The following is a 12692-nucleotide window of genomic DNA, read 5'->3' on the forward strand; positions in this document are numbered from 1 at the left end:
GGGGTGAGGTGGGTGCAGCCTTGCCAGGCCTTTCTGCCGCGAGCAGCAGCATGGCGGCCGTGCTGGACACGCTGGCGATGCTCGGCGGTGGGTGGTGGGCGTCGGAGGGCGGTGCGGTCCTCCTTCGCGATGGTGTCGACGATGAGGCCGTCATCGTGCGCGACGCGGGCGTCGCCGTGGAGGGCAGGGGCGTCCGCACGAGCCGGTCGATGTCGCCCGGTCAGACAGTGCCGCGTGTTTTCGCGGTGAGCCACTATGATCCCAAGCGCGATCATCAGATGGGCGTGCAACGCGCGCGGCGACCGGGAGCGGGCACGCGTGAGGAGCGCATCGAACTGCCCGCCGCGATGCTGCCCGAGGATGCCAAGGCGCATGCGGAGCGCATGCTGCGCCGGGCCGAAGCCGAGCGGGTGCGCCGCGTGGTGGCGCTGGGTCTGGAGGGGCTGGCGATCGGGCCCGGTCGCGTGGTGGGAGTCGAAGGCGAGACAGGTCGGTGGCGCGTGGTGAGCGCCAGCGCGGAGGGCATGGCGACGCGGTTGACGCTGACTCCGATCGTGGAGTCCGGCGGTTCCGCGTCACGTGCTGACGGGGGGCAAGCTGTCATTGCGGCCGATGTGCAGGCCGGTCGTACGCTGATCGCCGCGTTCGAGATGCCGACCCTGGACGATGTTCCCGCCGTGGCGCCGAGGCTTGCAGTTGTCGCGGCGGGTACCGAGCCGGGCTGGCGCCGCGCCGCGTTGCTGCTCAGTTTCGACGGGGGCGGGAGTTGGCGGGAAAGCGGGGCAACTGCCGCGACTGGAGTGATCGGGAGGGTGGCGGAGCCGTCGGGTGGGGGAACCGCGCTGATGATCGATGAAGACGGCAGCCTGATCGTCAAACTGGCTAATGGCGACATGATGCTGGTCGACGCAGACGATGGGCAACTGGATGGCGGTCGCAACCTGGCGCTGGTGGGCGACGAGTTGGTGCAGTTCGCGCGGGCGGAGCCGCTGGGCTCATCACGATGGCGGTTGTCGAGGCTGCTGCGAGGCAAGGGCGGTACCGAGGCGGCGGTCGGGACCCAACGCGCGGGTGATCGTTTCGTCCTGATCGAAGAGGCAAGCGTGCGGCTTCTCGACCTGCCGCTCTCCACGATGGGAACATCCGTACGCGTGATGGCGAGCGGGGTGGGGGATGACGCCGGCGGGTCGATCGCGGAAACGGTGATTGTCGGCACGTCCGTCGTCCCGCCTGCGCCCGTTCGATTGACGGCGGAGTTGGATGAGCCAGGCACGCTGTCGATCCGCTGGATTCGCCGGAGCCGGGCTGGCTGGCGATGGATCGACGGAACCGACGTTCCCCTTGCCGAGGAGGGCGAGCGGTACCGCGTGTCCCTGCGGTGGGAGGGTGGAAACGCGGAGGTCGAGACGGCGGCGCCGGAACTGCACGTTCCCGGATCGGAAGGGCCGTTCCCGGGGCTGTCCGTCGAGGTGCGCCAGCGCGGAACCTTTGGCGAGTCACCACCCGCTCGAACCATCCTGACAGGAGTTGATCGATGAACGACACAACGGCGCGGTTTTCCATGTCCATGCTTCAGGCCGGGCAGGCGCAAAAGGAACTTACCCATAACGAGGCGCTGGCGGTGATCGACACGGTCTTGCACGCCAAGGTCGTTTCGGACTCTGTCACGAACCCGCCGTCCGATCCCGAAGCCGGCCAATGCTGGATCGTTCCTGCAATCGCGACCGGAGTTTGGCAGACGCGCGGGAACATGATCGCGAGTTGGACGCAAGGCGGGTGGCATTACGTCGCGCCGGTCGAGGGCATGTTGGTGTGGAACCAGGCCGTCGCCTTGCACAGCCGATGGCATGACGGACGATGGATCACCGGAGAACTGGCGGGAAAACAACTTCTTATCGGAGGACGGCAGGTTGTCGGCGAACGCCGCAGTGTCATCAATCCGCCACGCTCCGGCTCCGTCGTCGATGTCGAAGCGCGCGTGACGATAGAGGCGATACTCGAGGCGCTAGTGGGTCATGGGCTGATTGCGGCATGAAAGAAGTTGTTGCATGTCAGCAACAGTTCCAGCTTTTGTCACCTTGCGCCGCAACCAAGCTTTCTGTAGGTGGTTTGGCCAGTCCGAACAGGACATCCTAGAAAGGGGATTATGATGCGGAAGCTTGCCATCGTCTTGGCACTCGCCTCGACCGCACTCGCTTCGCCCGCGCTGGCCCGCGACAAGTCGTGGTATGTTGGCGTCGAGGGCGGCGGGATGATTGTCGAGGATATCGATTACGATATCGGTACGACCACGGCCACTGTCGATCACGACTATGGTTGGGATGTCGACGGCGTCGTCGGTTACGACTTCGGCGCGTTCCGCGTCGAGACCGAAGTTGGCTATCGTCGCGCGACTGTCGACGGTTATCGCTCGACTGGTACCACGCCGAATCCGGCTGGTGGCACGCCGCTGGTTGCCGGCACCTACGACTATGCCGGTGGCAAGACCTCGGCTCTCAGCTTCATGCTGAACGGCCTGCTCGACTTCGGTGACGATGACGGCATCCAGGGCTTCGTCGGCGGCGGTGTCGGTGTCGCTCGCGTCAAGGCCGATTACGGTCTGACTAGCAACACCCGCTTCATTGATGATTCGGACACCGTGTTCGCCTATCAGGGCCTGGCCGGTATTCGTGCGCCGCTGGGCGATCACCTCGACGCGACCCTGAAGTATCGCTTCTTCTCGGCCGACAACGTCAAGCTGGGTGATACGCTGGGCCGCACCAGCGAGGGTCGGTTCCGTTCGCACAGCATCCTGGGCGGCGTGACCTACAACTTCGGCGAGCCGGCTGCACCGCCGCCTCCGCCTCCGCCCCCGCCGCCCCCGCCTCCTCCCCCGCCGCCTCCTCCGCCCCCGCCGGTGGTGCAGTGCGCTCCTGGACCGTTCATCGTGTTCTTCGAGTGGGACAAGTCGGACATCACGCCGGAGGCCGCGTCGATCCTCGACAACGCCGTCACCCAGTATCAGAGCTGCGGCAACGCGCAGGTCATGCTGGCCGGTCACGCCGACCGTTCGGGTTCCGCGAGCTACAACGTGGGCCTGTCCCAGCGTCGTGCGGACTCGGTCAAGGCGTACCTCAGCAGCCACGCGATCCCGGATGGCGTGATCACGACGGAAGCTTTCGGCGAAAGCCGTCCGCGCGTCGAGACTGCCGATGGCGTCCGCGAGGTTCAGAACCGTCGCGTGGAAGTGACCTACGGTCCGGGTTCGGGCCAGTAAGACCTTCCTTCGGAAGACCAGAAGAGGGGTCGGCGAAAGCCGGCCCCTTTTTTGTTGCGAAGTGACGGTGCGGTTTGGCTGTTTAAGGTCTCAAGCCCAATCAGCGAGTTGAGGCGGCCCGGCTTTCCTGATTCACCGCTGCGGCGGACGACGGACCACTCGAGCGCTGGTTTGCTGGTCATCGGGCAATCATAGGCAGCGCTCGAGCCACACTGGGCGCAGAACCAGGCGGCCACAGGGATGAACGGCCGGCAGGTGAATTCTGCTACTAGGCGAGTGCTGAAGGCGAGCGAGCGCTAGTGAGACAGCCCCCGAATATGGTCAACACTATGCCCCAGACTAAGTCGTTGCGGCAGCAGACTGCACGTAAGCCCGGCCCTGAACAGGGCCTCCAGGGAAATTAAGAGTCGTGGCGTGAGCACAGGCTCACGCGCCTGCTCTATGGCTCACGTGTGTGACTGGCTCTCATCGCCTGGCGCTGTTTGATCGGGCAGCCATGCGGGCAAGAGAACGTTGCCGAGTGTGTCTATCCTTCGGTGTGTCACCATCAGTCCGAGTTCAGGATAACGCACACGAGCCCGATCGTCGGGTTCAATCGGCGCCACGAACAGGCGTCGGGCCACCTTCGCACGGTAGTGCATTCGGGCGGTGTTCTCCTGCCCGATATAGCAGCCCTTGCTGTAGCTGACCCCGTTCAGCTCTTCGGCATTGCACTCGAGCCACAACGTCGTTCCATCGCCGAGCTCAGCCTGCCCCTCGGCCACGCCGAGGCGTAGGCGATGCTCCAGCCAACCGTGTGCCGGTGTCGCAGGAGCCGCCAGCCAACGGAAGCCGAGCGTTGCCAGACGCGGATCGGGATGGGGGTCGAGGCTGCCGCATGGATCACTGGCCGGTCGGGTCGGCGACCAGTGCACCGCCAGATCCGGATCACGTTCGATCGTGATCGCGCGGCGGAGGCGATACATCGACAGGCGGCGGATGAGGGCTTCCGCTGCCGCAGCTTCGCAATCGATCAGGATGTCCTCGTCGTCTTCCCAAAGCAGGAAGTCGAACAGGGCCTTGCCCTGCGGGCTGAGCAGGCCGGACCAGCGGGGCAAGGTGCCCTCGACGTCCTGGGTCACCAAACCCTGTAGAAAAGCGCGCACATCCGGCCCGGACAGGCGCAGCACTGCGCGGTCGTCGAGCATGGTTCCCAGGGTAGCCTCATCCATGGGGAGACGTTAGGGATGACGGGAACGCTGTGAAAGGGGATGCATGACCTTCGACCTGATCATGAGGGGCGGTACGGTCCATCTTCCCGACGGTCCGATCGTCACGGACATCGGCATCACGGGTGGGAAGGTCGCCGCCATCGGTGCGCGTGGCGATGCCGGCGAGGTGCGCGATTGCACCGGGCTCGACATCCTGCCGGGCGTGATCGACACTCAGGTCCATTTCCGAGAGCCTGGGCTGGTGCACAAGGAAGATCTGGAAAGCGGCAGCGTCGCGGCCGTGTTGGGCGGCGTGACCTCCGTGTTCGAGATGCCCAACACGAAGCCGAACACCGACAACGCAGACGCCATCGCCGACAAGCTGGATCGCGCGCGCGACCGGATGTGGTGCGACCACGCCTTCTATGTGGGGGCAACCAACCGCAATGCAGCGGAGCTGGCGGAACTGGAGCGTCTGCCCGGTACCGCCGGGGTGAAGATCTTCATGGGTGCCTCCACGGGTGATCTGCTGGTTTCGGACGATGCGCAGCTGGCACGTGTCCTGGCATCGGGCCATCGTCGCGTTGCCATCCATGCCGAGGATGAGGATCGCATGAACGCGCGGAGCAACGAGCGCGTGGCTGGCGACCCGGCGTCCCATCCGGTGTGGCGTGACGATGAAAGCGCGCTGATCGCGACGACGCGCATCCTGAAACTGGCGCGCGCGGCGCGCCGGCGCATCCACATCCTTCACGTTACCACGCCGGCGGAACTGGAGCTGATCGCACAGCACCGGGACATCGCAACCTGCGAAGTCACGCCTCAGCACCTGACGCTTGCGGGCGAGGAGGCCTATCGCGACCTGGGCACGCTTGCCCAGATGAACCCGCCCATCCGATCGGCGGCTCATCGTGACGGTCTATGGTACTGGGTGGGGCAGGGGATGCCGGATGTTATCGGATCGGATCACGCGCCGCATACCCGTGAGGAGAAGGCGAAGCCTTACCCGGACAGCCCGAGCGGCATGCCGGGAGTGCAGACTCTTCTGCCGCTGATGCTCAACCATGTCGCGAACGGCCGCATGACGATGCGCAGGCTGATCGACCTGACCAGTGCAGGGGCGCAGCGGATTTTCGGCATGTCCGGGAAGGGACGCATTGCGGTAGGGTACGATGCCGACCTGACCGTCGTCGATCTGAAGGCGTCTTGGACGGTGGAGGAGCAGTGGCTGGCGTCGCGGGCGGGTTGGTCGCCCTTTACCGGCATGCGGCTGACCGGTCGGCCGGTGGGTACGATCGTGCGAGGTGCGACGGCAATGTGGGAAGGCAGCCTGGGCGACCACGCCACCGGCCGGCCAATCCGTTTCGACTCCGTCGAGTTCGGATGACCGGCCTCTGCCTGTTTAGAAGGGAAGCAGGCGGGATTTGTGCGTGAAGTTCATGTAACCGACATTCACACCGGCCCGCCAGCCAACGCCGAGGCGGATCGGGATCAGCACCACGTTCCCACGACGCAGATAGGTCGCCGCAAAGCCGCCCACGAAGTAAAGCCGGCCCTCGGCGGCCGGGAAGCGATGGAACAGATCCTCGGTGTCGTACAGGTTGTACACCAGGACGAAGACCTTGTTCGCGTCGCCGCCCACATCGAAGCCGAGCGACGGGCCTGTCCAATAGACGGGTTGCTGCCCCTCGACCTTGTGCGTCATCACGCCGGAGCCATAGCGTAGCCCGACAACGATGGCGCCGGACGCCTCCCGACCCGCGATATATGCATTGGGCCGGCCCTGTTCCTTCAGCACCTTTTCGAGGATGCCGGCAAGCCCCTGCGCACCTTTGCCGAAAACGCCCTCCGCAGCGGCAAGAAGGTCGTCTCGTTCGTAGGTGTTTTCCGCCTGGGTGGTTGCGTCCGCCCTCGCCTGAGACGGCGACACGGCGGGGGAGGTCGCCTGAACGGCAGGTTGACTGGGGGCGGGGTCGACCGGGTCCGAAGCGGTCGCATATGTGGGTGGAGTGCTGGCCGCCGTTGATGGCGCGCCAAGATCGCGATCGATCGCCTGGTTTGGGTCAACGGTGCGAACCTGTGCACCCGCCATGCTGCCTGCAAGGGCTAGGGTTAACGTCAGCGCCTTCGCGAGTGCCCGCATCTTCATTCCAATGTCTCCGCTTCAGACCCATGGTAACGGCTATGCTCCTTGCGGTGCAATGAACGAGCATGTTGGCAACGATTTTCGTTTCGCCAAGTCTGTGTCGAGACCATGGTTGATCCGTGCCGAGGCTGTCGCTATAGGCCAATCCGCCGCAGCCGGAGACGTGGGTGAGTGGCTGAAACCAACGCTTTGCTAAAGCGTCGTACGGGAAACCGTACCGAGGGTTCGAATCCCTCCGTCTCCGCCACTTAGTCTATTTATATGCATATCGAGCCTCAGCGGGAGGGCTAAAACGGCGCAGTTCCGCGCGGTTCTACCCCTTTGCGATACCTCGAGAATGCGCCGAGGCATCGATCGACGCCGAGATCCCTTCCATCTTCTCCGCCGGCAGGGCCGGCAGTACCGTTTATGCGATCAAGGCCAATTCCCTGTTTTCATCAAGAAACAGGGGTAAAACGGTAAATCGCACACTAGCGTTACATGTTTTCCCCGCCAGAGACGGGAGAATTCCGCCATTTTTGGCGAAACTGGGGCATCTATTGCTTCAAATCAGCAGGTGAAGAAAAGGCGCCTGATCAGGGACATTCGGGAACGGGATCAGGGTAGTACATCCGAGGCGCAAGGATTTTTAGTGCCCGTTAACTGTGGCATTCACCTCTGCGCGCGATGAAGTGCGGGAAGGAGAAGTGAGATGGAGCTGTCTTCACCCTGGGCTAAATGGGACCCGACGCAACCCGGAAGCCTGACGCCCCGCGCGAACGATCAGCGGGTTATTCTGTCAGAAGACCTCATGCTGATCCTTGAGAACACGCCGGACTGCGTACCCGATGCAACGTTGCGCGAGTATCTGCTCCGGGCGTTGCACGGCGAATTGCGCAAGCCGACGGGGCGTCCGGTTTCGAAGCTATCGCACGCCATGTTGAGGATCGCGGATATCTGGATCGAACTCGAGGCCGAGGATATTCGAGCTGAGCGCGCTGCAGATCCGACGAAGCGGATGCGAGGCGATCTCGAGCCGATGAAGCTTGCCGCCGATCGGGTGGCGCCCCGATTTGGAAGCATCTCCCGTAATCATCTGCTTAACGAGATCTCCCGCATGAAAACGACCCACCTTTGATCTGACAGCGTGGCGCCGTTAGCGGGATCAACAGTTCGGCTCCACATTGAGGAGCAGGCCTGTGATCCATCTACCCGACAAACTCGAAACCGCGACGGTTACGTCGCTGCGCAGCCACGACCGTAATCCGCGTACGCACTCCAAGGCCCAGATCGAGCAGATTTGCCGCAGCATCGAGCGCTTCGGCTTCACCAATCCGGTGCTTATCGATGGCACGAACACGATTATCGCCGGGCATGGGAGGGTGGCAGCAGCCAGGCTGCTGAAGCTGGAGCGTGTCCCTGTGCTGCGGCTTGAACATCTGTCTGAGGCAGAGCGGCGCGCGTATGTCATTGCCGACAACCGTCTTGCCGAACTCGCCGGCTGAGACAAGGAACTCCTGCAGCTTGAACTCGGTGCTATCCTCGCTGCCGAAGCCGACTTCGATCTTGCCCTTACGGGGTTCGACGGCGGTGAACTGGAAGCGCTGCTCAGCGCCAGCGATCCGGGCGTAAACGATGCCGACGAAGTTCCGGAGGTAGCCGCTGACACGCTCGCCGTTACTGGTTCTGGCGACATGTGGCTGCTTGGCAATCACCTCGGTCTTGCCCGACCCGGCTTCCGCCAGGATGATGACGCGCGGCTCGGCGAGCAATTCCGCCCAGCCCGTCGGTGCCTCGCGTGCAAACAGGCGCACCATCTTGGCGTCGTCAGCTTCCTCCTCAGATATGGCGAGGTCGCGGAAAGTGCGATCGAGCTCGATGAAGTCGTCAAAATCCCCGGACATTTGCCCAGTGTAGTGCTTCCACAGCAATCAGTCCCCCTCCTCGGACCTTTTCAGTGGACGCGCTGGTAGGATCGGTCGAGATCGTGCGGTTGGTCCCGAGCTAAATGCCGGCGATCCGCCGCTGCAATTCCACCAGGCGCGGATCGCCTTTTAACGTATCGATGGTGGCCAATTTCTCGACTAGCTGCTGAACGCCGTACGGCCAGTCGCCAGCGCGTGTGACCTGCTGCCCGTTTTCTGGACCGCTTTGAGCTGGAAAATTCCAGTTATGGAGGAGGGCCAGGGAAGCGGAGTGAGCGATGAAGAGATCGAAGTTTTCGGAGGCGCAGATCGCCTTCGTGCTGAAGCAGGCCGAAGATGGGACGAGCGTTGGCGAAGTGTGCCGCAAGACTGGCATCAGCGAGGCGACGTTCTACGCGTGGCGCAAGAAGTATGCGGGGCTGATGCCGTCAGAGATGCGACGGCTGCGCCAGCTTGAGGAGGAGAACGCCAAGCTGACGCGGCTGGCCGCTGACCTCAGCCTCGAGAAGGCGATGTTGCAGGATGAGGCCGTTTGACGATCAATCCGGGGGATTGATCGTAGGCCGAATGGGTCGCGAAAGCTCTGAGGCCTGACCGGCGCCGGCAGCTCGTCGACGATGTCCGCGACACTTGGCAGGTCAGCATGAGGCGGGCCTGCGGGGTGCTCCGGGCGGAGCGGTCGAGCTACCACTATCGTGGGCGCCGTGCCGATCAGGCCGATTTGAAGAAGCGGATGAAGGAGATCGCCGAGACGCGGGTGCGTTACGGCTATCGCCGCATCCACGTGCTGCTCCGGCGGGAGGGCTGGGACGTGAACGCGAAGCGGATATATCGGCTTTACAAGGAGATGGGGCTGCAGCTGCGGCACAAGCCACCGAAGCGCCGGGTGAAGGCGAAGCTGAGAGAAGGCCGCTGCGCGGCGTCTTGTTCGAATGAGGTATGGGCCATGGACTTCGTCCATGACCAACTTGCGACGGGACCGAAACTGCGCATCCTGACGGTGGTCGACACCTTCAGCCGGTTTTCGCCGGCGGTCGTGCCGCGGTTCAACTTCCAGGCGCCGGACGTCGTGGAGGTGCTCGAACGGGTGTGCGCCGAGGTGGGCTATCCGGCGTCGATCCGCGTCGACCAGGGCAGCGAGTTCATCTCGCGTGACCTGGATCTATGGGCTTACACCCGCGGCGTCACGCTCGACTTCAGCCGGCCCGGCAAGCCGACGGACAACGCGTTCATCGAGTCCTTTAACGGCAAGTTCCGGGCGGAGTGCCTGAACCAGCACTGGTTCATGAGCCTCGACGACGCGGTCCGAAAATGCGAAGCTTGGCGCAAAGACCACAACGAGGTGCGGCCACACAGCGCGATCGGAAACAAGACGCCGATTTCGCTGGTGAACTGGTCAGCGGCACATGGCCCGCCGCTGCCGGCAGATGCTGGATGACGGCCAGCCGAGTGGTCCAAGAACGGGTAGCAGCTCAAACCAACCCCAAACTCCAGTTATGACTGGTAGAGCTTTGGGGAGCACGTCAGAGCGGCGACGGGCCGCCAAATGTCGCTTCTTGGGTCGAGCCGGCCGACTGGGTTAACGTATCAGTACGGCAGCTGCCACCGCACCGCTTGGGTCTGAGCACGGCACGTGTAGGCCGTTCCGGCCCTCTTCGCCGGTTCATAGTTGAGCGTTGAGCTTTTCGCGACGGCGACGGCGTCGAAAGCGAAAGGCGGATCCGAGACAAGAATGCGCGGGGTTCGTGCTACGCCAGTCGGGTCAATGCTGAACTCCAGCACAGTTCGTCCTTGCAGGAGTGCTTGGATCAGGTCCGGTGGATAGTCGTCGGCGGTGATGTTCGAGGAAGTGAACTTCACCGCAGGAGCGGCAACGCTGCACAGGTCCTGCGCCAACCCGTACTCGCGAACAAGACCGCTTAAAGCCTCGGCATTGCCCTGCTCGCTTCGAACGCCAATCAGGCGTAAAGCCAAGGCAAGCGTGCGTGGGTCCTGCGCGCTGGAGTGTGCCCTGACCACCGCGAGCGCTTGATCGAGCAGCTGGGTGCGAAGAACGCTGGGGGCCTGAGATAAGGCAGTTGCCCCGCTCACAAGCGTGTAGAGGGTGTCTAGCGAGACGGCGTTGTTCTTGCCAGCCTGCTCCAACAGCATCTGGAAGTCGGCCTGCGCGGCTGCGACGGATTTGTTCTGCGCTGCGACGTCAAGCGACGTTGCAGAAAGTGTGCTCAGGAGGGCGAGGTCTGGTGGGCCGCCGTTCGACCCGATGATGTCGGCGATCCGGTGTGACAGCGCCGCGGCTCGCGTCCGTGCCTCCTGACTACCGAAGCCGCCCGCGACCGTAGCCGCCAAGATGCGCTGCAGCACGGGAAGTAGCATCACTGATGTCGGCCCGTACCGCCGCTCACGTTCCGCAAGGGCGCTGGCCAATGCCGCTGCGTCGGTTTCGTCGCCCGTATCCAGCAGGGGATAGGCGCCCCGAGCGGTGCTCCAGCTCAGAACCTGATCTTCCAGATTCGCTTTGACTTGGTAGTCGGCGGCCGGCGCGGTGCGACATTTGAGGACGATTGCCGTGGCCTGCCCGTCCTGGATTCTGTAATCCGGGTCGCGGGCGACGGCATTCAGGAAAACCGTGGCGATGCCGGGGCGACTTGCCCAGATGAGTGAGAACCTCGGCCGTCCGGGCGCTGCCTGCCGGACGAACTGAATGGCGACACTGTCCTCCGGCCTCACTCCTGAAAAACCGCAGACCGGGACGTCAGCGGCCAGCACGTCCTGCCCCGTGCTGACGCCGCGATTGAGCCGGTCCACCGTGAGCAGCGCGATCAGCCGGTTGCGCTCGCCCGTCCTGCCCGCAGCCACCAACATGTCGGAAGCCACTCGCGCCGCCGCAGCCTGCTCCGCGCCGGCAAGCGGTGCCTCGGCCCATGCGCGGCCCAGCGACGCCCTCGATGCGTCCTCGTGCCCTCCGAGCGCCTCGGCGCGTGCCCGCTGGAGATCGACTTCCCAAGCTTGCCCCGGCAGCGCCTGCGTGGCCTGCAAAGCGGCTGCTGCCTCGTCCGGGCTTTCCATCATCCGCAGGCGCGCGTAGCCGAGAGCGGCGCTGAGGCGATCGTCAGCAGTCGCGTCGCGGTCGGCGCGCACTGTTTGGTAGTCCCGTTCCGCCTGTTTGAATTGGCCGGCCTCTTCTCGCGCCGTCGCGAGCAGGAGACGATGATGAGGGAGGTCGCGCAGCTTGGCATCGGAGGTAAGCCTGGTCAGCAGCGTGATAGCGCTTGCCGGCGATCCGTTCACCGATATGAGCTGCGCGAGGAGGCGGTCGAGCAGAGGGTCTGGGCCCGCCTTGTCGGTCGGCGGTAGTCTTTGCGCCACCAAGGTGTTCAGCTCGATCGCGGCACGTCGATAGTCGTGCGCCGTTAGAGCCTGGTCGACCGCACGCCCGTCGCCGGGCGGTACAGGCGAAGCGGCAAGTGTGATCGAACACGTCCCGGCAAGCAGGATGCCCGTGCAGATTCGCCCAAATTTCGCCATCTCGATTTCCCCCCGCCAAGAACATTCCCGAGGTGAGATCGAGCGTCAAGCCGCTCAGGGCTGCGATGAACGAACGTATGGCTCGCCCCGTTTGCAAGCTGGATTTTCGGATGATCTGATCAGTCTGCGTCAACGTATGCGGTCTCGTGGGTGAGCCCACGGCCAAGATGGACATCCGCGCGTTCAGTGCCCCCTAACGGCCACGGCATGAGTACCACTTCGTTCACCGGGCTTTCCGAACGCCGATCGACTGTCAGGCCATCTATTCGATCCCTCCTGCAAACACCGTAGGCTACACGCGGTTCAGCGCGTTGCCGATCTGATCACGCGGCGGTGGGGTAGACCCGCTCGAAGGTGGTACCGTTACGCAAGGTTGCCCAAGCGATCCGTGCCAGCTTGTCGGCGAGCGCGACGACAACCGCGTTGCGGTGAACGCCTCGCTCGAGCATCGCCTTCAGCCATCTTCCCAACGGCGTTTCGGCTTCCGAAAGCGACGGCAGCGCTGCTCGCGCACCATGGATGAGCAGGGTCCGCAGGTAGATGTTGCCGCGCTTGGGGGTGGTGCCGCGAACGGTAGATCCACGTGTCGCCGCCGTGTCGGAACATGATACGGCGACTGCACTCCAGTCAGCGCTGCGATCGGTCGGTGCGATGGTCCGCACGCTGCC

At 63.9% G+C, this 12692-nt stretch carries 9 protein-coding genes, 1 tRNA gene and 2 pseudogenes; 8 read left to right on the forward strand and 4 right to left on the reverse strand.

What is annotated here, in order from left to right; all coding sequences use genetic code 11:
• Positions 1 to 20 precede the first annotated feature (20 nt).
• From BMX37_RS05225 to BMX37_RS05235, 3 genes are all read left to right on the forward strand, one after another.
• Positions 21 to 1538 carry a GTA baseplate fiber-binding domain-containing protein gene (locus BMX37_RS05225; RefSeq protein WP_170841852.1) on the forward strand — a complete coding sequence of 506 codons (1518 nt, stop codon included), beginning with the start codon at positions 21 to 23 and terminating at the stop codon, positions 1536 to 1538.
• Complete coding sequence (locus BMX37_RS05230; RefSeq protein WP_093664439.1) at positions 1535 to 2035, forward strand: DUF2793 domain-containing protein; 501 nt, start codon at positions 1535 to 1537, stop codon at positions 2033 to 2035. The genes BMX37_RS05225 and BMX37_RS05230 overlap by 4 nt, the downstream gene beginning before the upstream one ends.
• A gap of 114 nt (positions 2036 to 2149) precedes the next feature.
• Positions 2150 to 3256: an OmpA family protein gene (locus BMX37_RS05235; protein ID WP_093664790.1), complete on the forward strand. Its 1107-nt coding sequence runs from the start codon at positions 2150 to 2152 to the stop codon at positions 3254 to 3256.
• A gap of 446 nt (positions 3257 to 3702) precedes the next feature.
• On the opposite strand, the gene ygfZ is transcribed toward BMX37_RS05235, so the two are convergent.
• The gene (gene ygfZ, locus BMX37_RS05240; protein ID WP_093664792.1) at positions 3703 to 4443 is read right to left on the reverse strand and encodes a CAF17-like 4Fe-4S cluster assembly/insertion protein YgfZ; all 741 of its coding nucleotides are present in this window, start codon (positions 4441 to 4443) and stop codon (positions 3703 to 3705) included.
• 67 nt (positions 4444 to 4510) lie between these two features.
• Between ygfZ and BMX37_RS05245 the strand changes: the two genes are divergently transcribed.
• Positions 4511 to 5833 (forward strand): dihydroorotase, encoded by a 1323-nt coding sequence (locus BMX37_RS05245; protein WP_093664440.1) that lies wholly within the window; start codon positions 4511 to 4513, stop codon positions 5831 to 5833.
• Positions 5834 to 5848: 15 nt separating this feature from the next.
• On the opposite strand, the gene BMX37_RS05250 is transcribed toward BMX37_RS05245, so the two are convergent.
• A complete protein-coding gene (locus tag BMX37_RS05250; protein WP_093664441.1) occupies positions 5849 to 6595 on the reverse strand; it encodes a DUF1134 domain-containing protein in 747 nt (248 codons plus the stop codon).
• 154 nt (positions 6596 to 6749) lie between these two features.
• Here BMX37_RS05250 and BMX37_RS05255 point away from each other — a divergent pair.
• From BMX37_RS05255 to BMX37_RS05270, 4 genes and pseudogenes are all read left to right on the forward strand, one after another.
• A tRNA-Ser gene (locus BMX37_RS05255) sits at positions 6750 to 6839 on the forward strand.
• A 444-nt stretch (positions 6840 to 7283) separates the two neighbouring features.
• Positions 7284 to 7709: a hypothetical protein gene (locus BMX37_RS05260; RefSeq protein WP_139198022.1), complete on the forward strand. Its 426-nt coding sequence runs from the start codon at positions 7284 to 7286 to the stop codon at positions 7707 to 7709.
• A gap of 61 nt (positions 7710 to 7770) precedes the next feature.
• Positions 7771 to 8076, forward strand: a complete 306-nt coding sequence (locus BMX37_RS19110; RefSeq protein WP_244501400.1) for a ParB/Srx family N-terminal domain-containing protein — start codon at positions 7771 to 7773, stop codon at positions 8074 to 8076.
• A 698-nt stretch (positions 8077 to 8774) separates the two neighbouring features.
• Positions 8775 to 9934: pseudogene (locus BMX37_RS05270) on the forward strand (IS3 family transposase).
• 149 nt (positions 9935 to 10083) lie between these two features.
• Here the strand turns inward: BMX37_RS05270 and BMX37_RS05275 are convergent.
• Positions 10084 to 12024: an energy transducer TonB gene (locus BMX37_RS05275; RefSeq protein WP_093664443.1), complete on the reverse strand. Its 1941-nt coding sequence runs from the start codon at positions 12022 to 12024 to the stop codon at positions 10084 to 10086.
• A 323-nt stretch (positions 12025 to 12347) separates the two neighbouring features.
• Positions 12348 to 12578, reverse strand: a pseudogene (locus tag BMX37_RS05280) (IS110 family transposase); the annotation flags it as partial.
• Positions 12579 to 12692: the final 114 nt, after the last annotated feature.

Source organism: Sphingomonas gellani, assembly GCF_900110035.1.
GTDB classification, from domain to species: Bacteria; Pseudomonadota; Alphaproteobacteria; order Sphingomonadales; family Sphingomonadaceae; genus Sphingomonas; species Sphingomonas gellani.

Excerpts from the sequence above, each read along its gene's own strand:
- BMX37_RS05245 (WP_093664440.1), top strand. The coding sequence starts at position 4,511 with ATGACCTTCGACCTGATCATGAGGGGCGGTACGGTCCATCTTCCCGAC.
- ygfZ (WP_093664792.1), bottom strand. The coding sequence starts at position 4,443 with ATGCTCGACGACCGCGCAGTGCTGCGCCTGTCCGGGCCGGATGTGCGC.
- BMX37_RS05250 (WP_093664441.1), bottom strand. The coding sequence starts at position 6,595 with ATGAAGATGCGGGCACTCGCGAAGGCGCTGACGTTAACCCTAGCCCTT.
- BMX37_RS05260 (WP_139198022.1), top strand. The coding sequence starts at position 7,284 with ATGGAGCTGTCTTCACCCTGGGCTAAATGGGACCCGACGCAACCCGGA.
- BMX37_RS05275 (WP_093664443.1), bottom strand. The coding sequence starts at position 12,024 with ATGGCGAAATTTGGGCGAATCTGCACGGGCATCCTGCTTGCCGGGACG.
- BMX37_RS05235 (WP_093664790.1), top strand. The coding sequence starts at position 2,150 with ATGCGGAAGCTTGCCATCGTCTTGGCACTCGCCTCGACCGCACTCGCT.
- BMX37_RS05230 (WP_093664439.1), top strand. The coding sequence starts at position 1,535 with ATGAACGACACAACGGCGCGGTTTTCCATGTCCATGCTTCAGGCCGGG.